Source organism: Pseudooceanicola sp. NS-SX8, from assembly GCF_057380755.1.
Window position 1 is genome coordinate 91,925 of record NZ_CM170819.1, and the last position, 21,220, is coordinate 113,144.

Genomic DNA, 21,220 nt, shown 5'->3' on the forward strand with positions numbered 1-21,220 from the left:
GCCCGCGCCTCCGGCTCCTCCCCGGGTGCGCCCTGCCTGTGCGCAGATCGGGGGCTGCAAATCGCGCCGGATCCCCTAGCTTTGCAGCATGAGTGAGGTGCCCCGATGAGCTGGAATCCCGATCCCCTTCTGACCGACCCCGATCTGGTCGCGGCCTCCGCGCTGCAGAACGTGCTGATTCCCCGTTCCCGCGATATCGGCGGGTTCGAGGTCCGCCGTGCCCTGCCCGCGCCGCGTCGCCAGATGGTCGGCCCCTTCATTTTCTTCGACCAGATGGGCCCGGCGGAACTGCTGTCGGGCGACCGCATCGACGTGCGCCCGCACCCCCATATCGGACTGGGCACGGTCACCTACCTCTTCGACGGCAGCTTCCGGCACCGCGATTCCGTGGGTTCGGATCAGCTGATCACCCCAGGCGACGTCAACTGGATGGTGGCGGGGCGCGGCGTGACCCATTCCGAACGCTCCCCCTCGGCCGAGGCGGGCGGCACGATGTACGGCGTCCAGACCTGGATCGCCCTGCCCGAAGCGGCCGAGGAAACAGCGCCCCTCTTCGAACATTTTCCGAAAGCGCAGCTGCCGGAACTGGAGGCGGAGGGCATCCATGCCCGGCTGATCCTCGGCACGGCCTTCGGCGAGGCCGCCCCGGCGCAGCTCTACTCCGAAACCTTCTACCTCGACATCACGCTGGCCCCCGGCGCCGCCGTCCCCCTGCCGGACGATCACGAGGATCGCGGCGTCCATGTCACCCATGGCAGCATCGAGGTCGCGGGCGACAGCTTTTCCGCCGGGCAGATGATGGTCTTCCGCCCCGGGGACCGCATCAGCCTGCGCGCCGGTCCCGAAGGGGCGCGCCTGCTGGCGCTCGGCGGCGCGACGCTGGAAGGGCCGCGCTACATCTGGTGGAACTTCGTCTCCTCCTCTCCCGACCGGATCGAGGCGGCGAAGGTCGACTGGCGCCGCGCGGCCTGGGGCGAAGGGCGGTTCACCCTGCCGACAGGCGATGATGCAGAGTTCATCGAGGCCCCCGCCGACCGCCCCGGGAAACTGCTGCCGATGCGGGCAGGACCACGCAGGCCAGGCGACTGAAGGGCCGGCGCCCTTGCCCCGCACGGCCCGGCAGGGATAGGAACAAAAGGGAAACGACAGGAAGGATTCCCATGCTCCGCGCCCTAGAAGACCAGTTCCAGTCCGCCTCCGACAGCTATGCCAGCCATTACGGGATCGACCGCGATGCCGACTGGTACCTGCTGAAACTGATGGAGGAAGCGGGCGAGGTCACCCAGGTCTGGAACAAGCTGCAGAACCGGGGCCGCCGCCGGGGCGCGACGGATGAGGCGCTGCGCGCAGATCTCGCCGATGAACTGGCCGACCTGCTGGGCATGGTCCTGCTGATGTCACGCCAGAACGGGGTCGACCTCGCCGCCGCGGTGGAGCGGAAATGGCACTTCCGTCCTGCGCTGCCGGACTCCGAGATGCCTGACGCCGAGATCCCGAACACCGAAAGCGCCTGAAACCCCGGTTTCGCGAATAGCCGCCCGATTTCCGGCGCCGCGCCCGGCCCGATCCGCGCTAGACTGGTCCCATGATGCTGACAGACCTGCCCCCCGACGACATCCTCTATGACGCGCTGCTCGCCCGCGACGACAGCTACGAGGGCCGTGCCTTCGTCTGCGTCACCTCCACCGGCATCTTCTGCCGCCTCACCTGCCCGGCGCGCAAACCCCGGCGGGAAAACTGCATCTTCCACGCCAGCCCCGGCGCCTGCATCGAAAGCGGCTTCCGCCCCTGCAAGCGCTGCCACCCGCTGCGCGGCGCGGAGGAGGCCGAACCGGCCGTCACCCGCCTGCTCGAAGCGCTGGACACCCGGCCCGATCACCGCTGGACCGAGGGGGACGTCATCGCCATGGGCCTCGATCCCTCGACGATCCGCCGGGCGTTCAAGCGGCTCTTCGGCATGACCTTCCTTGAAATGGCCCGGCAACGCCGCCTGCGGGACGGTTTCCTGACCCTGGCCCAGGGCGGCCGGGTGATCGACGCCCAGCTTGACGCGGGGTTCTCCTCCCCCTCCGCCTTCCGGGAGGCCTTTGCCCGGCTGCTCGGCACCTCGCCGGGCAATCTCGCCACGGATGCCATGTTGCGGGCCAGTTGGATCGCGACGCCGCTGGGGGACATGATCGCCATTTCCTCCGCCTCGCAACTGCACCTGCTGGAATTCACCGACCGTCGCGCCCTGCGATCAGAGGTTCAGCGGCTGGCCCGCGACGCGAAGGGGGCGCTCGGCATCGGGGTGCATCCACCCACCGAACAGGTGAGAGAGGAACTGGGCCGCTTCTTCGCCGGCACCTCCGCCCGTTTCGCCACGCCCCTGGCCCTGCACGGCAGCGACTTCACCCGGCAGGTCTGGGAAGCGCTGCAGGAGATCCCTGCGGGCGAGACGCGCAGCTATTCGCAACTGGCCCGCCAGATCGGCAGGCCCGACGCCCACCGTGCCGTCGCCCGTGCCAACGGCGCCAACCAGATCGCCCTGCTGATCCCCTGCCACCGGGTGATCGGTGCCGATGGCGCGCTGACGGGCTACGGCGGCGGCCTCTGGCGCAAGCAACGCCTGCTGGAGATCGAGGCCGCCTACCGCGCGCCCCTGCCTGCCGCAGGCTGATCCCGCGCCCGGGCGCAGCCCTGCCCGATCCGGTCGCAGGCCGCCCCCAGGCACCATTTCCGCATTTCCGTGGCGTTCGTTCACCGAATGGCCTGACTTCGCCTTGCACCCCCGCCTGCGCCGGGACTATCTGGCGGGATCATCCGCCCAGATACCCATCCAGATACCCGGACCTCCCAATGACCCCCAGCTACCTCGTGACCCATTCCGGCGGCTTTCACGCCGATGAGGTCCTGTCGACCGTCATCCTGACCCGCCTCTTCCCCGAGGCAGAGCTGGTGCGGACCCGTGACCGGGACTGGATCACCCCCGCCGCCGACCGGCTGATCTACGATGTCGGTGGCGCCTACGATGCCGATGCAGGTATCTTCGACCACCACCAGAACGGCGCCCCGGAACGCGAGGACGGCAACCCCTACAGCTCCTTCGGACTGATCTGGAAGCATTTCGGCATGGATTACCTTGCCGCCCGGGACGTGCCCGAAGCCGCGCGGGAACAGGTGCACAAATCCGTCGACCGCAGCTTCGCCCTGCCCGTCGACCTGGGCGACAACGGCCTGGTCAGCGCCGCTGACGCCGGCGCCATGTCGGCCCTTACCCTGCCGGCGCTGATCGAGTCGCTGAAACCCGTCTTCGACGATACCGATCCGGAGGCCGAGCTGCGCGCCTTCCGGCAGGCCGTGGAGATCGCCCGCCAGTTCATCGAGGCCCGGGTCGCCCGCAGCGCGGCCAAGCTGCGCGCCACCGCCATGGCGGAAGAGGCCGTCGCGGCCGCGGGCGAGGGTCACATCCTCGAACTGCCGATGGGCATGCCCTTCCGCCCTGCCGTGGTGAAGGCCGGCGCCGACCACCTGCTCTTCGTCGTCACCCCGCGCGGTGGCAACGACTGGACCCTCGGCGGCATCCGCAAGCATGACGACGGCTTCGAACTGCGCGCCGACCTGCCCGCCGCCTGGGCGGGGCTCTCCGGTGCCGACCTGGAAGCGACCAGCGGCGTGCCCGGTGCCAGCTTCTGCCACAAGGCCCTGTTCATCGCCGCCGCAAAGAGCCGCGAGGCGATCATGGCCATGGCCGAGATCGCCGTGCGCGAAGCGCTGGCGAACGGCGCCCTCTCGGAAGCCCCCGCCGAAGGCTGATCAGCCCAGCGCGCGCCGCAGGGCCTGCCCGAAGGCGCGCGCGATCCGGTCCCGGTCGACATGCCGCCCGTCCCGCACCAGGTGACGGCCCGCAGCCCAGACATCGGCCACCGTCACGTCCCGCCCGAAGATCCAGCGGTCGAGCAGGGCATCCCCCGCCAGCGTCAGGTCATGCGGATCCGCAAGGGCCACCAGGTCCGCCGGGGCGCCCAGGGCGATTTCCGCCGGATGTGCGTCCAGCGCGCGGGCCCCGCCCTCCAGCGCCGCGCGGAACAGCCGCCCGCCGGTGGAACCGCCCTCCTCCGCCAGCACGTTGCGCGCCCGCAGGGTCAGGCGCTGGCCGTATTCCAGCATCCGCAGCTCCTCCGCCACGTCGATCCGCACGTTGGAATCCGTCCCGATCGCCACCTGCCCCCGTGCCGACAGGAACTCACCCGCCGGGAACAGCCCGTCGCCCAGGTTCGCCTCCGTCACCGGGCAAAGCCCCGCCACGGCGCGGGACCCGGCGATGCGCGCGCATTCCGCGCCGGTCAGATGGGTGGCATGGATCAGGCACCAGCCGTCATCCACCGCCACGTGGTCGAACAGCCACTCCACCGGGCGCGCGCCGGTGACGGCAAGGCAGTCCTCCACCTCCTTCACCTGCTCCGCGATGTGGATGTGGACAGGCCGCCCCGGCAGCGCATGGGACAGCGCCGCAAGCTCCGCCCCGGTGGCCGCGCGCAGGGAATGCGGTGCATAGCCGACCCTGTCCTGCGGGCGGCGGATCATCCCGTCGCACCGCTCGACCAGCGCCAGGAAGCGGTCGATGTCATGCAGGAACCGCCGCTGCCCCTCGCTGGTCCCGGCCCCGCCGAAACCGCCGTGGGCGTAGAAGACCGGAAGATGGGTCAGCGCGATCCCGCTGTCCGCCGCCGCCGCAAAGATCCGCCCCGACAGCTCCGCCGGATCGGCATAGGGGCGACCGTCGCGATCATGGTGCAGGTAGTGGAATTCGCCCAGCCGGGTATAGCCCGCCTCCAGCATCTCGACACAGGCCATCGCCGCCAGGGCCTGCACCTCTTCCGGATCCACGCCCAGGGCGAAACGGTACATCATCTCCCGCCAGGTCCAGAAGCTCTCCCGCCCGGCGCCACGCAGCTCCGTCAGCCCGGAAAAGCCGCGCTGGAAGGTATGGCTGTGCACGTTCGGCATCCCCGGGATCAGCGCATCTACCAGACTGTCGCCCGCCAGCGGCACGGCCCCCGCCGTGACGGAGGTGATTCCCCCCTCCGACAGCTCCACCCGCACGTTCTCGGCCCAACCGCCCGGCAGCATCGCCTTTTTCGCGTAGATCATTCCGCATCCTTTTCCGCCGGTTGCCCCCCGCGCAAGCCCCGTGCTGCGGCAAGCCATGGGTTTTCCCTTGCAATATGTATATACTTATTTGCAGAATGGGGCAAACCCGGAATGGAGCGAGGACCGATGGCGGAGAGGACGATCTGGATCAACGCGCGAACGGCGGGCCAGGGGGACACCCTGACCGACATCGCGGTCGAGGACGGGCGCATCGCGGCCATGGGCGCAGCCCTGCCCCGTGACGGCGCCCGGCTCATCGACTGCGAGGGGCGCCTGCTGACCCCGGCCTTCCTCGACTGCCACAGCCACGTCATTTTCGGCGGCGACCGCAGCCGGGAATTCGAGATGCGCCTCGAAGGCGCGACCTATCAGGACATCGCCCGAGCGGGCGGCGGCATCGTCGCCTCCACCACCGCGACCCGGGCGCTGGATGTCGACGGGCTGGTCGCGGCCAGCCTGCCCCGCGTCGATGCCCTGCTCGCCGAAGGCATCTCCACGCTGGAGGTGAAGTCGGGCTACGGCCTCTCGGTCGCCTCCGAACTCGACATGCTGCGCGCCGCGCGGAAGCTGGCAGAGGTCCGCCCCCTGCGCATCCGCACCACCTGGCTTGCTGCCCATGCCCTGCCCGCCGATTTCGACGGCACGAAGGAAGACTACATCCGCGATGTCGCCATCGCCGGGCTCTCCCTTGCCCATGCCGAAGGGCTGGTGGATGCCGTCGATGCCTTCTGCGAGGGGATCGCCTTTTCCGCCGGACAGATCGAACCGCTTTTCGCCCATGCCCGCGCCCTGGGCCTGCCGGTGAAGCTGCACAGCGAACAGCTGACCCGCTCCGGCGGGGCGGCGCTGGCGGCGCGGCATGGCGCGCTGTCGGTCGATCACTTCGAATATGCCGAGGCGGAGGACGTGGCCGCCATTGCCGCCTCCGGCACCGTGGCCGTGCTGCTGCCCGGCGCCTACTACATGCTGAACGAGACGCGGAAGCCCCCGATGGACCTGCTGCGCGCGGCGGGCGTGCCGATGGCGCTGGCCACCGACTGCAACCCCGGCACCTCTCCGGTCAGTTCGCTGCTCATGGTGATGAACATGGGCGCCGTGCTCTTTGGCCTGACCGTCGCGGAATGCCTCGACGCGGTGACGGCGAATGCCGCCCGCGCGCTTGGCCTGCAGGACATCACCGGCCGCCTCGCCCCCGGGCTTTCGGCCGATTTCACCCTCTGGGACGTGGAACGCCCCGCCCAGCTCATCGGCCGGCTCGGCCTCAACCCGCTGCATCAGCGCGTCTTCCAGGGAAGCGTCACCCATGGCTGAACTCCTCTCCCCCGGCCAGGTGCCCCTCCGCACCCTGGCCCGCGTCTACTGGGAGGCGCTGCCGACCCGCATCGACCCCGCCGCCGATGCCGACATCGCCCGCGCCGCCGCCCGCATCGCCCAGGTCGCCGCCGGGAACGAGGCGGTCTACGGCGTCAACACCGGCTTCGGAAAGCTCGCCTCGATCCGCATCGCGCCCGGCGACGTGGCCACCCTGCAGCGCAACCTGATCCTGTCGCATTGCTGCGGCGTGGGCGACCCGCTGGCGCCCGAGGTGGTGCGCCTGATCATGGTGCTGAAGCTGATGTCGCTGGCCCGTGGCGCCTCCGGCGTCCGGCCCGAGGTGATGACCCTGATGCAGGCCATGCTGGAGGCGGGCGTGCTGCCGGTGATCCCCGAAAAGGGCTCCGTCGGGGCCTCGGGGGATCTGGCGCCGCTGGCCCACATGGCCGCCGTCCTGATCGGGGAGGGCGAGGCGATCCACGACGGCACCCGCCTGCCCGGGGCCAGTGCGCTGGCCCGCGCCGGGCTCAGCCCCGTCGTGCTTTCGGCCAAGGAAGGGCTGGCGCTGATCAACGGCACCCAGGTCTCCACCGCGCTGGCGCTGGCCGGGCTCTTCCGCGCGGAACGGGCGCTGCAGGGGGCCGTGGTCACCGGCGCGCTCTCGACCGATGCCGCCATGGGCTCCACCGCGCCCTTCGCCGAGGAAATACATACCCTGCGCGGCCATGCCGGCCAGATCGAGGTGGCGGCGGCCCTGCGCGCCCTGCTCGCCGGGTCGCAGATCCGCGACAGCCACCGGGAGGATGACGAGCGGGTGCAGGATCCCTATTGCCTGCGCTGCAATCCGCAGGTCACCGGCGCCTGCCTCGACCTGCTGCGCCAGGCGGCCCGCACGCTGGAGATCGAGGCGAATGCCGCCACCGACAACCCGCTGGTCCTGTCGGACGGGCGCGTCGTCTCGGGCGGCAATTTCCACGCCGAACCCGTGGCCTTCGCCGCCGACCAGATCGCCCTGGCCGTGGCCGAGATCGGCGCGATCGCCCAGCGCCGCATCGCCATGCTGGTCGACCCCGCGCTCAGCTTCGGCCTGCCCGGTTTCCTGACCCCGGCGCCCGGCCTCAACTCCGGGCTGATGATCGCCGAAGTCACCTCCGCCGCGCTGATGAGCGAGAACAAGCAGCTCGCCCACCCGGCCTCCGTCGACAGCACGCCCACCTCCGCCAATCAGGAAGACCACGTGTCGATGGCCTGCCACGGCGCCCGGCGCCTGCTGCAGATGACCGGCAACCTCTTCCACATCCTCGGGATCGAGGCGCTGACCGGCGCCCAGGGCATCGCCCTGCGCGGGCCGCTGACCACCTCCGCCCCGCTGGCCACCGCCATCGCCCGGCTGCGCCAGGACGTGCCGCAGCTGGCCGAAGACCGCTACATGGCGCCCGACCTCGCCGCCGCGACCGATCTGATCCACCACGGCGCGCTCACCGCGCCGCTCTCCACCCTGCTGCCGGAGGTCTGCCAATGAACCCCGTCGATATCGTCCGCGGCGACAGCCCTCTCGTCCTCGGGCTGCCCCATACCGGCACCTGGGTGCCCGACGACATCCGCGCCCGCCTCAACGACGAAGGCCGCCTGCTGCGCGACACCGACTGGCACATCCACCAGCTCTACGGCGGGCTGATCCCCGGGGCGACCATGGTGCGCGCGGCCTTCCACCGCTACGTGATCGACGCCAACCGCGATCCCTCGGGCCTGTCCCTCTACCCCGGGCAAAGCACCACCGGGCTGGTGCCGTTGACCACCTTCGACAATGCCCCGATCTGGGCCGAGGAACCGGATGAGGCCGAGGTCGCGCGCCGCGTCGCGCTCTATCACGCGCCCTACCACGCCGCACTTCTGGCAGAGCTGAGCCGCGTGCGCGCCCTCCATGGCTATGCCGTGCTCTACGACTGCCACTCGATCCGTTCGGTCATTCCCTGGCTTTTCGATGGCACGCTGCCCGATCTCAACATCGGCACCAACTACGGCACCACATGCGCGGCGGGCATCGAAGAGGCGGCCCTTGCCGCCGCTGCGGCCACCGGGCGGACCCATGTCCTGAACGGTCGCTTCGTCGGCGGCTGGACCACCCGGCACTACGGCCGCCCCGCCGAGGGCTTCCACGCCATCCAGATGGAACTGGCGCAATCCTCCCACCTCGCGACCGAGGAACCGCCCTTCGACATCGACGTCGAAAAGGCCGCCCCCCTGCGCAAGCAGCTGACCGCGATCCTGACCGACATCCTGACAGCGGCCAAGGCCGCCGCCGGCCCCGCCCCCGCGCTGCCGCGCCCCTGACCGAGGACTCCGAGATGACCCAGACCCGCCACAACACCCGCGACATCTTCCCGCCCACCGGGACGGAGCTGAACGCCAAGTCCTGGCTGGCAGAGGCGCCGCTGCGGATGCTGATGAACAACCTGCACCCCGACGTGGCCGAGAACCCGCATGAGCTGGTCGTCTACGGCGGCATCGGCCGCGCCGCGCGCAGCTGGGAAGACTTCGACGCCATCGTCGCGGCGCTGAAGGATCTCGAAGCGGACGAGACGCTGATCGTCCAGTCCGGGAAACCCATCGCCATCATTCGTACCCACGCCGATGCCCCCCGCGTCCTCATCGCCAATTCGAACCTCGTGCCCAACTGGGCCAATTGGGAGCATTTCAACGAGCTCGATAAAAAGGGCCTGATGATGTACGGCCAGATGACCGCCGGGTCCTGGATCTACATCGGCGCCCAGGGCATCGTGCAGGGCACGTATGAGACCTTCGCCGAAGCCGGGCGCCAGCATTACGGTGGCGACCTCAAGGGCAAGTGGATCCTCACCGGCGGCCTTGGCGGCATGGGCGGCGCGCAACCTCTGGCGGCCGTCATGGCCGGCGCCTGCTGCCTGGCCGTCGAATGCGACGAGACCCGCGCCGATTTCCGCATCCGCACCCGCTATTGCGACGCCAAGACCCACGACCTGGATGAGGCTCTGGCGATGATCGGGGCCTGGACCACGGCGGGCGAGGCGAAGTCGGTGGCGCTGATCGGCAATGCCGCCGACATCTTCCCCGAGATCCTGCGCCGCATGCAGGCGGGCGAAGCCCTGCCCAACGGCCGCCCCGATATCGTGACCGACCAGACCTCGGCCCATGATCCCTATCACGGCTACCTGCCGAAGGGCTGGACCGTCGGAGAGTGGCGCGCCCGTCAGGAAAGCGCGCCGGAAGAGGTGAACCGCGCCGCCCGTGCCTCCATGAAGGATCACGTCGCCGCCATGGTGGGCTTCTGGAACGCCGGGGTGCCGACGCTCGACTACGGCAACAACATCCGCCAGATGGCGCAGGAGGAGGGGCTGGAAGACGCCTTCGCCTTCCCCGGCTTCGTGCCCGCCTATATCCGTCCGCTCTTCTGCCGTGGGGTGGGCCCGTTCCGCTGGGCCGCGCTCTCGGGCGATCCGGAAGACATCTACAAGACCGACCAGGCGATGAAGGAGCTCTTCCCGGAAAACGAGGGCCTGCACCGCTGGCTCGACATGGCGCGGGACCGGATCGCGTTCCAGGGCCTGCCCGCACGGATCTGCTGGATCGGCCTCGGCGACCGCCACCGCGCCGGGCTGAAGTTCAACGAGATGGTCGCCAGTGGCGAGCTGAAGGCACCGGTGGTCATCGGCCGCGACCACCTCGACAGCGGCTCCGTCGCCTCTCCCAACCGGGAAACCGAGGCGATGCGCGACGGCTCGGACGCCGTATCGGACTGGCCGCTGCTGAATGCGCTGATGAACACCGCCTCCGGCGCGACCTGGGTGTCGATCCACCACGGCGGCGGCGTCGGCATGGGCTTTTCGCAGCATGCGGGCGTGGTGATCTGCGCCGACGGCACGCCCGAGGCGGCAAAGCGACTGGAGCGCGTGCTCTGGAACGACCCGGCCTCCGGCGTCTGGCGCCATGCCGATGCGGGCTACCCGGAGGCGATCGCCTGCGCCAAGGCCCACGGCCTGCGCCTGCCGCGCATCCTGGGATGACCCTGCACCGCGCCCGCGACCGGCGCTTTGCCCCGTGGAAGAACGGCGGCGGCGAAACGGCAGAGATCCTCTGCCATCCGCCCGGCGCCGGGTTCGACGACTTCCGCTGGCGGATCAGCACGGCGCGGGTGGCGCAGTCGGGGCCGTTCTCGACCTTCGAGGGCGTGACCCGGGTGCTGACCGTCCTCGACGGCGGCAGCATGACCCTCGGGATCGGCGACGCCGCACCCGTGACCCTCGGCCCCGGCGCGCCGCCGCTGCGCTTCGCCGGGGACCTGCCCTGCGACTGCACCCTGCATGGCGCGCCGCTGCTGGATCTGAACGTCATGCTGCGCGGGTTCGACTGCGATGTGCGCCCCGCCACCCAGCCCGCGAGCAGCGCCCTGCGCCCGCTGGCGCGGCTGCTCTTCGCGCTGGCCGACCTGCCTGATCCCGATGTCCCCGCGCAGGGCCTGCAGCGTTTCGACCTGCAGGAGCTGTCGCCCGATCACGCCGGTCCGCTGCCGGAGGCCGCGCTGATCATCGACATCCTGCCGCTCAGCCCCGGGGCGTAGGCCCCTCGGCCGCCGGCCCCGGCTCGAACTCGGCCGTCAGCTGGTGCTGGTCGCCGGGGTAAAGAAGCCGCGCATGGGTGACCCAGGCGGCATCCATCTCCGTCCGCCGCAGGATTTCGAGGCAGGCGGTGCCCGCGGGCAGGCCCAGCGCCTTTGCATCCCGCCCGGCAGCACTGACCGCGCGCACCACGTGGCGCGCCGCCGACCAGGGCATGACCTGCTGCAGCCAGCCACCCGGCGCCTCGACCGCGAAATCGACCTCCAGCGCGGCGGGCACCACGGCGGGGTTGATCACCCGCGCCTCAAGGCAGAAAGGCTCGCCGTCGGCCAGGTGCACGCCCTGCAGGAACAGCACCTCGCCCAGGTCCTCCATCACGCCCAGCAACCCCAGGTCCGATGCCGTCGCCCGGCGATGCGCTCCCTCTGTCAGGGACCAGTCATAGCGGCGGCCCAGCGCCTCGACCTCATGGGCGGGGTTGTTGATCTCCATCACCGCCGACTGCACGCGCACCTTCGCCACGAAGGTCCCGCTGCGCTTGCGCCGCACCACGAACCCGTCCTGCGCCAGCTGGGTCAGCACCTTGTTCATGGTCATGCGCGACACGCCGTATTGCGCGGCCAGGTCGGTTTCCTTCTCCAGCTTGCGACCGGGCGGCCAGGCGCCCTCGACGATCTTCTGCCGGAACTCGGCCAGGATCGCCGCATGTCGCGGTTCGGAAGGGCGGGGCGGGGCCATGAGATGTCCTGTGGCACGGGCGGGAAAGCCGCTGATATCCGCGACTTGGCATTGCGGAACCCTATCGCCACGCGGCCCGGCATGCAAAGGCTTCGCCACCCCGACAGAGGCCGCGGTTTCTCCTTCAGGGCCTCTTTCGGGGGCAGTTCCCCCCGAAGCATGCCCGCGCCCCGCCTCCCCGCGTGACACCGCCCGGCCCCCTGCCTAATCTCCGCCGCAGACAACGACGAAAGGCCCCCCGATGTTCGACCTGCTTCTTCGCAACGCCACCCTGCCCGACGGCCGCACCGGCATCGACATCGGCATCACCGCGGGCCGCATCGCCGCGCTGGAACCCGGCCTGCCCACAGAGGCCGGAGAGGTCATCGACGCCGGAGGTCAGCTCGTCTCGCCGCCCTTCGTCGATCCGCACTTCCACATGGATGCCACCCTCTCGCTCGGCCTGCCCCGGATGAATGTCTCCGGCACCCTGCTCGAAGGCATCTCCCTCTGGGGGGAACTGCGCCCCACCCTGACGAAGGAGGCACTGGTCGAACGGGCTGTGCGCTACTGCGATCTGGCGGTGTCCAAGGGCCTGTTGGCAATTCGCAGCCATGTCGACGTGTCGGACCCCCGGCTGGTCACAGCCGAGGCCCTGCTCGAAGTCCGCGAGATCGTCGCCCCATACCTTGATCTACAGCTTGTGGCGTTCCCACAGGATGGCTACTACCGCTGCGCGGAAGCACAAGATGCATTGTCCAAAGCCCTGGATATGGGTGTGGATATCGTTGGGGGTATTCCCCATTTCGAACGCACCATGGAAGACGGCGCCCGCTCGGTCGAGGCGCTCTGCCGGATCGCCGCCGACCGCGGGCTGATGGTCGACATGCACTGCGACGAGACCGATGATCCGATGTCCCGCCACGTGGAAACCCTCGCCGCCCAGACCGTCCACTTCGGCCTGCAGGGGCGCGTCGCGGGCAGCCACCTGACCTCCATGCATTCCATGGACAACTACTACGTCTCGAAACTCATCCCCCTGATGGCAGAGGCAGAGCTTCGCGTGATCCCCAACCCACTCATCAACATCATGCTGCAGGGGCGCCACGACACCTACCCCAAGCGGCGTGGCCTGACCCGGATCCAGCAGCTGATGGAGGCAGGGCTCACCGTAGGCTTCGGCCAGGACTGCGTGCTCGACCCCTGGTATTCCATGGGTTCGGGCGATCTGCTCGACGTGGCGCATATGGCGCTGCACTGCACGCAGATGGGCTCGGGCCAGGACAAGCGCGCGCTCTTCGATGCGGTCACCGTGAACTCGGCCCGGATCATGGGGCTCGACGGCTACGGGTTGGAGGTCGGCAACCACGCGGACATGGTGTTGCTGCAGGCCAAGGACCCGGCAGAGGCGATCCGCCTGCGCCCCGTCCGGCTCAAGGTCATCCGGCGCGGCAAGGTCATCGCCGAAACCGCACCCGAAATCACCCGGCTTTCTCTCGACAGCCGCCCGGCACAGGTCGATCCGGCCGATTACGCGCCCCGCCACGCTTCCTGAACGTTTGGTCAGGAATTTGCCCGTTTGCGCGGCAGACCCGGGGGTTAGTGTCCCGCCCTGCGGGGTGTCCGACCGGTCAGTGTCTTGACAGGACGGCCCCCGCGGGCGCCGATAGCGCATCACGATACCCGGCAGCAGACCGGGCTTTGACAGGGAGAGATACTTTGACTCGCATTATCATGAACCGCCGTCGCCTGCTGGGCACCGGCGCCGCTCTTGGCGCCTCCACGCTCTTCGCCCCCGCGCTGCGGGCGCAATCCGCCCCGGTGAAGGTCGCCGGCATCCATGCCTCCCCGGTGGAGAACGCCTGGAACTCCGTCCTGCACGCCGCCATGCTGGCCGCGGCAGAGGAAGGCGTGATCGAATACACCTTCTCCGAAGGCGTCTCTGGCACCGACTACCCCCGCGCCATGCGTGAATACGCCGAGGCAGGCAACGTGCTGATCGTCGGCGAAAGCTACGCCGTCGAACGCGAGGCCCGCACAGTGGCCGCCGACTACCCCGATACCGCCTTCCTCATGGGCTCCTCGGGCGAGGCCTCGGGCGACAACTTCGGCGTCTACGGCACCTGGAACTGGGAAGCGGCCTACCTCTGCGGCATGCTGGCCGGCGCGATGACCGAAACCGGCACCGTCGGCTCCGTCGGCGCGATCCCGATCCCGGAGGTCAACATGCTGATCAACGGCTTCGCCGATGGCGTGAAGGCGGTGAACCCCGACGTGAAGCACCTGGTGGGCTTCATCGGCACCTTCTTCGATCCGCCCAAGGCGCGCGAAGCGGGCCTTGCGCAGATCGACGCCGGGGCGGACATCCTCTTCGGCGAACGCATCGGCACGGCAGATGCGGCGCAGGAACGCGGCATCAAGGCGATCGGCTCGCTGATCGACTACACGCCCCGCTACCCCGAAACCGTCTTTGCCAACGCCATGTGGTCCTTCCGCCCGCTGCTTGACGCCGCGCTGGCCGATGCGACCTCCGGCACGCCGGTGGGCAAGAACTACACCCCGCTCAGCCTGATGAAGGACGGCGGCAGCGACATCACCTACGTCGAGGGCGCAGCGCCCGAAGCCGCGGTGAAGACCATGCTGGAAACCCGCGCCGCGATCATGGCGGGCGAATTCGAAGTGCCGCGCAATTTCGACGAACCGGCCTGATCCGGACCTGCGGATCCCCTGCCGCGCGGGTGACCGCGCGGCATGACCGCCAAGATGACACGCACAGCCGCCCCAAACGCCGCCCCGACCGACGCGACCTCCCTCGCAGGGGCCCTGGCGAGAGAAGAGATCACCGCCGACCGCGCACTGCAGCTTGCCCGCAGCCGCGCCGCCGACATGGCGGAGCTGGGCGCGCTCTGCTGGCTCACCCCCGAAGATCCCCCCCTGTCCGATGCATCCGCCGGCCCCTTTGCGGGCGTGCCCCTGCTGGTGAAGGACCTGGGCGGGCCCTTCGCGGGCATCCCCGTGCGCGCCGGATCTGCTGCGATGGCCGGGCGCAAGGGCGTCTCCGACAGTGACCTTGCCACCCGCTTCCGCGCTGCGGGCTTCCGTGCCTTCGGGGCAACCACGGTGCCGGAATTCGGCCTGTCGCTGTCCTCGGAACCAGCGACCGGGCCGGTCTGCCGCAACCCGCTGGATCCCACCCGCATCGCCGGAGGCTCCTCCGGCGGATCGGCAGCAGCCGTGGCCGCGGGCATCGTGCCGCTGGCCCATGCCACCGATGCGGGCGGCTCGATCCGGGTGCCCGCCGCCTGCTGCGGGCTGGTCGGGCTGAAACCCTCGCGCGGGGCGATCCCCGGCGGACCCGGCTATGGCAACCACCTGGGCGGCATCGCCACCGAATTCGCCGTGACCCGCACCACCCACGACGCCCGCGCGCTCTGGCCCTGCCTGACCGGCCACGCCCGCGGCCCCTTCCCCGATCCGGCCCAGCTCCGCGCCGAGGGTCCGATGATCATCGGCCTCGTGACCGATGCGCCCGACATCGACCCCACCCGCTCCGCCGCGCTGGAACAGGCGGCCATGTGGCTCGAAGATGCCGGGCACACCCTGCGGTCCCTGCCCGCCACGCGGCTCGACCGACTGCGGCAGGGCGCGGGCCGCGTCTTTGACCGCATCGTCTCCGCCAACCTCGCCTCTCTCGGTCCGGCGGGCCTCGACCTCTCGCTCTGCGAACCGCTGACGCAGGCCTTCGCCGAACGCGGCGCCGCCCTCTCCGCCCCGGAGCTCTGGACCACGCTGGAGGCAGGAACCGCCGCAGCCCATGGCCTCTGGCGGCTCTTCGACGACCTCGACGCGATCCTGCTGCCCATGCTCTCCTCCGCGCCGCCCGCGCTTGGCGCCTTCCCCACCGATCACCGCGACCCCGACCTGCAGCTGGCGCGCATGGATGCCTTCGCCCCCTATGCCGCGCTGGCCAATGTCACCGGTGCCCCCGCCCTGACCCTGCCCATCGGCCGCGATGCCGAAGGCCTGCCCCTGCCCGTGCAGCTCCTCGCGCCCATCGGCGGCGACCTGCGCCTGCTCACCCTCGGCCAGACGCTGGAGGACGCCGGGCGCTGGACCCACCCCATTCCGCTCTTCGGAGGCCTCTCGTGACCCGCGTCCTCGAACTGTCGCACATCACCAAGCGCTTCGGCGCCGTCACCGCGAACGAGGATGTGTCTTTGCACCTCGACCGCGGCGAAATCATCGCCCTGCTGGGCGAGAACGGCGCGGGCAAGACGACGCTGATGTCGATCCTTTTCGGCCATTACACCGCCGACGAAGGCACGGTGAAGGTCAACGGCACCGAACTGCCTCCCGGCAAGTCACGCGCCGCGATCCGTGCGGGCGTCGGCATGGTGCACCAGCATTTCGCGCTGGCGCCCAACCTGACCGTGCTGGAAAACGTCATGACCGGCACCGAACCGCTCTGGCGGCTGCGCTCCGACCGCGCCGCCGGGCGCGCGCGGCTGCTGGACCTGTCGCAGCGCTTCGGTCTGAAGGTCGATCCCGACGCCCGTGTCTCGGACCTCTCGGTGGGCGAATGCCAACGGGTCGAGATCCTGAAGGCGCTCTACAACGACGCCCGCGTGCTGATCCTCGACGAACCCACCGCCGTGCTGACCGCGCAGGAGGCCGAAAGCCTCTTCCTCACCCTGCGGGAAATGGCGGCCAAGGGGCTGTCGCTGATCTTCATCTCCCACAAGCTGCACGAGGTCATGTCGGCCTCCGACCGCGTCGTCGTGCTGCGCCGGGGCCGGGTGGTGGCCGAACGCGCCACCTCCGCCACCTCGAAGGAGGAACTGGCGGAGCTGATGGTCGGCCGTGCCGTGAAACGCCCCGAACGCCCGCCCGCCACGCCCGGGCCCGTCCTGCTGGAAGCGGTCGGCGTCTCCGTCGGCGGGCATGGCGGCGCCTCGCTGAAGGAGGTCAGCTTCCGCCTGCACGCGGGCGAAACGCTGGGCATCATCGGCGTGTCCGGCAACGGGCAGACCACGCTGGCGGGTCTCGTCTCGGGCCTGCATGCCCCCGACAACGGCGCCCTGCTGATCAAGGGGCAGGAACCGCCCGCCTACGACGTGCCCGGCGCCATCCGCGCGGGCATAGGACGGATCCCCGAAGACCGCAACGCCGAAGGCACCATCGGCGACATGTCCACCTGGGAAAACGCCGTGCTGGAACGCATCTGGTCGCCCGAGTTCTCCGCCCGGGGCATGGTGAAACGCACCGCCGCCCGCGCCGCGACCGACGCGATCCTGCGCGACTACGACGTGCGCGGCGCCACGGTGGACGGTCGCATCCGGCTGCTGTCGGGCGGCAACATGCAGAAACTGATCCTCGGCCGCGTGCTGACCGCCGTGCCGGACATCCTGGTCGCGGCCCAGCCCAGCCGGGGGCTCGACGAAGGCGCCATCGCCGGGGTCCATGAACGCCTGCTGGAGGCGCGCGGGCGCGGCGCCGGCGTGCTGCTGATCTCCGAAGACCTGGACGAGGTGATCGGCCTGTCGGACCGGATCCGCGCCATCGTTAACGGGCGGCTCTCGCCCGCCATCCCGGCGGAACGCGCCGATGCGCAGCTCCTCGGCCTGATGATGGCCGGCGACTGGACCCTGGCAGAACAGATCGAGGCAGACCATGCGCTTTGAACGACGCGACCATCCCTCCACCGCGCTGACCCTGCTGGCGCCGCTGGGGGCGATCCTGGCCGCCCTGGTCATCGCGGGCGTGCTGATCGCCATCGCGGGCGCCAACGTGATCGACGCCTACCGCCTGATCCTGAAGGGCGCCTTCGGCTCCCGCCTGGGCTTTTCCGAAACGCTGACGCGCGCCACGCCGCTGATCCTGACCGGCCTTGCCGCCGCCGTGGCCTTCCGCGCCAGGCTCTGGAACATCGGCGGTGAAGGGCAGTTCTACATGGGTGCGCTGGCCGTCGCGGCCTTCGGCATGATCCCCGCCGTGGGGGCCCTGCCCGCCCCGCTCGCGATCCTGCTCTGCCTCGTCGCGGGCGCTGTGGCGGGGATGATCCTGCTGCTCCTGCCCCTGGGCCTGCGCCTGAAATTCGGCGTGGACGAGGTCGTCACCACCCTGCTTCTCAACTTCGTCGCCGTGCTCTTCGTCTCGCTGATGATCGAAGGGGCTATGAAGGACCCGCTGGCCTTCGGCTGGCCGCAGTCGGTGCCCGTGCCCGACAACGCCCTGCTGCCGAAACTCATGGCCCGCACCCGCCTGCACGCGGGCCTCGTCATCGCCGTGGTCATGGCCGTGACGGTCTGGTGGCTGCAATCGCGCACGGTCTTCGGGATGCGCTCCCGCGCGGCCGGGCTGAACCCCCGCGCCGCCGCCTTCGCAGGCGTTCCGCTGGGCCGCACCCTGATCGCCGTCGCCTGCCTCTCGGGCGGGCTGGCGGGCCTTGCCGGCGCGATCGAGGTGATGGGGGTGAAGGGCTATGTCACCACCGACCTGTCCCCCAGCTACGGCTACTCGGGCATCGTCATCGCCATGCTGGCCAACCTCAACCCCATCGGGGTGATCGGCGCCGCGCTCTTCTCCGCCGTGATGTTCGTCGGCGCCGACAGCATGTCCCGCGCCCTGGGCATCCCCAGCTACATCGCCGACGTCACCGTGGCGCTCTCGCTGCTGACCATGCTCGTCGCCCTCTTCCTCACCCAGTACAGGATCCGCAAATGAGCGTTCTCTTCGACATCCTGGGCACCATCGGCCTCTGGGAAGCGGTGCTGCGCATCGCCACGCCGCTGATCTTCGGCACGCTGGGCGTCCTGCTGTGCGAACGGGTGGGCGTGCTGAACCTCGGGATCGAGGGCATCATGACCTTCGGCGCCATGGTCGGCTGGCTGACGGTCTACTCCGGCGGCGGCCTCTGGCTGGGCCTGCTGGCGGCAGCCCTCGGCGGGGCGATCTTCGGCCTGCTCCATGCGCTGCTCACCGTCGTTCTGGGCCTGTCGCAGCACGTCACCGGGCTGGGCATCACGCTCTTCGCCTCCAGCTTCTCCTACTACGTCTTCCGCCTGGCGGTGCCGACCTCCTCCTCCCCGCCCACGATCGAGCCCTTCCGGCCCTGGCCCGTGCCCGGCCTGTCAGAGATCCCCTTCATCGGCCCGGTGGTCTTCAACCAGACGGCGCCGACCTACCTCGCGCTGGTGCTGGTGGCCCTGCTGGCCTGGGTCCTCTACCGCACGCCGCTGGGGCTGGCCCTGCGGATGACGGGGGAAAACCCCCACGCGGTGGACGCCCAGGGCATCGACCCGATCCGCCTGCGCATCGGCGCCGTCATGGCCGGATCCGCCCTGATGGGCATGGGCGGCGCCTTCCTGACCCTGGCGGCCTTCAACAGCTTCTTCCCCACCATGATCCAGGGCCGTGGCTGGATCTGCGTCGCGCTGGTGGTCTTCGCGCTCTGGCGCCCGGGCCGCGCCCTGCTGGGGGCCGCGCTTTTCGCCTTCTTCGACGCCTTCCAGCTGCGCCTGCAGACGGTGGTCGACGGCGTGCCCTACCAGCTCTTCCTGATGCTGCCCTACCTGCTGTCCATCGTCGCGCTGATCATCATGGCCCGCCGCGCCCGCGTGCCCCAGGCCCTGATGCAGCCCTACCGGCGGGGCGAACGCTGACCTCGCTTAGGCTCTGCCTCATCCCCTGTTAGGAACTTGCTACTTTCCACCGCCGGGCGCCCCCGCGCAGATTAGCCCCGGATACATCTTTGCAAGGGCACCGGAGGCAGAATGACAGTCGAAGAAATCGATACCCTGGTGGTCGGCGGCGGCCAGTCCGGCATCGCGATGAGCGAGCACCTTAGGGACATGGGCGTCCCCCACCTGGTGCTGGAACGCGCCCGCGTGGCCGAGGCCTGGCGCAGTGGCCGCTGGGATTCGCTGGTCGCCAACGGCCCCGCCTGGCACGACCGGTTCCCGAACCAGACCTTCGACGACATCGACCCCGACAGCTTCCCCGCGAAGGAGCGCGTCGCCCGCTATTTCGAAGACTACGCCCGCAGGATCGACGCCCCCCTCCGCACCGGGGTCGAGGTGCAGTCGGTGGTCCGCAACGAAGGCCGCCCGGGCTTCACCGTCACCACCTCCGACGGCGTGATCGAGGCGCAGCGCGTGGTCGCCGCCACCGGGCCCTTCCAGAAGCCCTCGATCCCGCCCGTGGTGCCCGAAACCCCGGGGATCGACCAGATCCACTCCTCCGCCTACCGCAACCCCGACCAGCTTGCGCCGGGGGCGGTGCTTGTGGTGGGCGGCGGCGCCTCCGGCGCGCAGATCGCGCAGGAACTGCAGCGCGCCGGGCGCCGCGTCTTTCTCTCCATCGGGCCGCACTACCGCCCGCCGCGGGCCTACCGGAACCGCGATTACGTCTGGTGGCTGGGCGTGCTGGGCAAATGGGATGCGACCCGCCCCGACGACAGCCGCCGCCATGTCGCCTTCGCCGTCAGCGGCACCGATGGCGGCCATACCGTGGACTTCCGCCGCCTCGCCGCCTCCGGCGTCACGATCACCGGCCTGACCGAAAGCTGCGAGAACGGCGTGATCCGCTTCGCCGACGACCTGCGCGAAAATATCGCCGCCGGTGACCGCGCCTACCTGGAGGTCCTGGCCGAGGCCGACGCCTACGTCGAACGCAACGGCCTCGACCTGCCCCCCGAGCCGGAGGCCTGGGACATCGCCACCGATCCCGACTGCATCGCCCACCCGCTGAAAGACCTCGACCTCGCGGCAGAGGGGATCACCACCATCCTCTGGGCCACCGGCTTCCGCTTCGATTTCAGCTGGCTTCAGGTCGATGCCTTCGACGCCGCCGGGCTGCCCGCACACAGGCGCGGCATCTCCACCGAACCCGGCATCTACTTCCTCGGCCTGCCGGAACTGACCAACCGCGCCTCCTCCTTCATCTACGGTTGCTGGTATGATGCGAAATACCTCGCCACCCATATCTTCGTGCAGCGCAACTACCTCGCCTACGAAAAGGCATGACCCCGAAAGGCCCTCCCATGGAGCATATCCGTCATCGCAAGTTCAATACCAGCGACACCTACCCCGAACAGAACCTCGACAACGACCTGGCCCAGGCCGTGGTCGCGCGCGGCACGACGATCTTCCTGCGCGGCCAGTGCCCGCAGGACCTCGACACGGCGCAGAACATCGAAAGCCACGACCCCGTCGAACAGACCCACAAGGTCATGCAGAACATCCGCCAGCTGGTGGAGGAATGCGGCGGCCGGATGGACCATGTCACCAAGCTGGTCGTCTACATCACCGATGTCCGCCACCGCGAAGCCGTCTATCGCACCATGGGGGAATACATTCGTGGGGTGCACCCGGTCTGCACCGGCCTTGTCGTCGTGGCCCTCGCCCGGCCCGACTGGCTGGTCGAAATCGACGCCACCGCCGTGATCCCCGACCAGTGACGCC

General features: G+C 69.9%; 19 protein-coding genes. 17 read left to right on the plus strand and 2 right to left on the minus strand.

Going from position 1 to position 21,220, the window contains the following annotated elements:
- Window positions 1-105 precede the first annotated feature (105 nt).
- The 4 genes from AC2IR1_RS00435 (at window position 106) to AC2IR1_RS00450 (ending at window position 3,795) form a co-directional block, all read left to right on the plus strand.
- Window positions 106-1,089 carry a pirin family protein gene (locus AC2IR1_RS00435; protein ID WP_486474316.1) on the plus strand — a complete coding sequence of 328 codons (984 nt, stop codon included), beginning with the start codon at window positions 106-108 and terminating at the stop codon, window positions 1,087-1,089.
- Between the two features lie 71 nt (window positions 1,090-1,160).
- Window positions 1,161-1,514, plus strand: a complete 354-nt coding sequence (locus AC2IR1_RS00440) for a pyrophosphohydrolase domain-containing protein (protein WP_486474317.1) — start codon at window positions 1,161-1,163, stop codon at window positions 1,512-1,514.
- Window positions 1,515-1,588: 74 nt separating this feature from the next.
- A complete protein-coding gene (locus AC2IR1_RS00445) occupies window positions 1,589-2,659 on the plus strand; it encodes a bifunctional transcriptional activator/DNA repair enzyme AdaA (protein ID WP_486476457.1) in 1,071 nt (356 codons plus the stop codon).
- 179 nt (window positions 2,660-2,838) lie between these two features.
- Complete coding sequence (locus AC2IR1_RS00450) at window positions 2,839-3,795, plus strand: MYG1 family protein (protein ID WP_486474318.1); 957 nt, start codon at window positions 2,839-2,841, stop codon at window positions 3,793-3,795.
- Here AC2IR1_RS00450 and AC2IR1_RS00455 read toward each other — a convergent pair whose 3' ends face one another.
- Window positions 3,796-5,133: a formimidoylglutamate deiminase gene (locus AC2IR1_RS00455; RefSeq protein ID WP_486474319.1), complete on the minus strand. Its 1,338-nt coding sequence runs from the start codon at window positions 5,131-5,133 to the stop codon at window positions 3,796-3,798.
- Window positions 5,134-5,259: 126 nt separating this feature from the next.
- Here AC2IR1_RS00455 and hutI point away from each other — a divergent pair, with 126 nt between their 5' ends.
- From hutI to AC2IR1_RS00480, 5 genes are read left to right on the plus strand one after another with little or no spacing between them, the layout of a single operon-like run.
- Window positions 5,260-6,444: an imidazolonepropionase gene (gene hutI / locus AC2IR1_RS00460; RefSeq protein WP_486474320.1), complete on the plus strand. Its 1,185-nt coding sequence runs from the start codon at window positions 5,260-5,262 to the stop codon at window positions 6,442-6,444.
- Window positions 6,437-7,969 carry a histidine ammonia-lyase gene (hutH, locus tag AC2IR1_RS00465; protein ID WP_486474321.1) on the plus strand — a complete coding sequence of 511 codons (1,533 nt, stop codon included), beginning with the start codon at window positions 6,437-6,439 and terminating at the stop codon, window positions 7,967-7,969. Before hutI ends, hutH begins: the two co-directional genes overlap by 8 nt.
- A complete protein-coding gene (gene hutG, locus AC2IR1_RS00470) occupies window positions 7,966-8,781 on the plus strand; it encodes an N-formylglutamate deformylase (protein WP_486474322.1) in 816 nt (271 codons plus the stop codon). Before hutH ends, hutG begins: the two co-directional genes overlap by 4 nt.
- 14 nt (window positions 8,782-8,795) lie before the next feature.
- The gene (hutU, locus tag AC2IR1_RS00475; RefSeq protein WP_486474323.1) at window positions 8,796-10,490 is read left to right on the plus strand and encodes a urocanate hydratase; all 1,695 of its coding nucleotides are present in this window, start codon (window positions 8,796-8,798) and stop codon (window positions 10,488-10,490) included.
- Window positions 10,487-11,044: a HutD/Ves family protein gene (locus tag AC2IR1_RS00480; RefSeq protein WP_486474324.1), complete on the plus strand. Its 558-nt coding sequence runs from the start codon at window positions 10,487-10,489 to the stop codon at window positions 11,042-11,044. Before hutU ends, AC2IR1_RS00480 begins: the two co-directional genes overlap by 4 nt.
- Here AC2IR1_RS00480 and hutC read toward each other — a convergent pair.
- Window positions 11,028-11,780: a histidine utilization transcriptional repressor HutC gene (gene hutC / locus AC2IR1_RS00485; RefSeq protein ID WP_486474325.1), complete on the minus strand. Its 753-nt coding sequence runs from the start codon at window positions 11,778-11,780 to the stop codon at window positions 11,028-11,030. The genes AC2IR1_RS00480 and hutC overlap by 17 nt on opposite strands.
- A 241-nt stretch (window positions 11,781-12,021) precedes the next feature.
- On the opposite strand from hutC, the gene AC2IR1_RS00490 reads away from it, so the two are divergent.
- From AC2IR1_RS00490 to AC2IR1_RS00525, 8 genes are all read left to right on the plus strand, one after another.
- Window positions 12,022-13,314, plus strand: coding sequence for an amidohydrolase family protein (locus AC2IR1_RS00490; RefSeq protein ID WP_486474326.1), 1,293 nt, complete (start codon window positions 12,022-12,024; stop codon window positions 13,312-13,314).
- 164 nt (window positions 13,315-13,478) lie between these two features.
- A complete protein-coding gene (locus tag AC2IR1_RS00495; protein ID WP_486474327.1) occupies window positions 13,479-14,468 on the plus strand; it encodes a BMP family protein in 990 nt (329 codons plus the stop codon).
- A gap of 54 nt (window positions 14,469-14,522) precedes the next feature.
- On the plus strand, window positions 14,523-15,908 hold the full coding sequence (locus AC2IR1_RS00500) for an amidase (RefSeq protein ID WP_486474328.1): 1,386 nt from the start codon (window positions 14,523-14,525) through the stop codon (window positions 15,906-15,908).
- A complete protein-coding gene (locus tag AC2IR1_RS00505; RefSeq protein ID WP_486474329.1) occupies window positions 15,905-17,440 on the plus strand; it encodes an ABC transporter ATP-binding protein in 1,536 nt (511 codons plus the stop codon). The genes AC2IR1_RS00500 and AC2IR1_RS00505 overlap by 4 nt, the downstream gene beginning before the upstream one ends.
- Window positions 17,430-18,482, plus strand: a complete 1,053-nt coding sequence (locus AC2IR1_RS00510; RefSeq protein WP_486474330.1) for an ABC transporter permease — start codon at window positions 17,430-17,432, stop codon at window positions 18,480-18,482. Before AC2IR1_RS00505 ends, AC2IR1_RS00510 begins: the two co-directional genes overlap by 11 nt.
- The gene (locus tag AC2IR1_RS00515) at window positions 18,479-19,420 is read left to right on the plus strand and encodes an ABC transporter permease (protein ID WP_486474331.1); all 942 of its coding nucleotides are present in this window, start codon (window positions 18,479-18,481) and stop codon (window positions 19,418-19,420) included. The genes AC2IR1_RS00510 and AC2IR1_RS00515 overlap by 4 nt, the downstream gene beginning before the upstream one ends.
- 111 nt (window positions 19,421-19,531) lie before the next feature.
- A complete protein-coding gene (locus AC2IR1_RS00520) occupies window positions 19,532-20,782 on the plus strand; it encodes a flavin-containing monooxygenase (RefSeq protein ID WP_486474332.1) in 1,251 nt (416 codons plus the stop codon).
- A 17-nt stretch (window positions 20,783-20,799) separates the two neighbouring features.
- Window positions 20,800-21,216 carry a RidA family protein gene (locus AC2IR1_RS00525; RefSeq protein ID WP_486476458.1) on the plus strand — a complete coding sequence of 139 codons (417 nt, stop codon included), beginning with the start codon at window positions 20,800-20,802 and terminating at the stop codon, window positions 21,214-21,216.
- Window positions 21,217-21,220 lie beyond the last annotated feature (4 nt).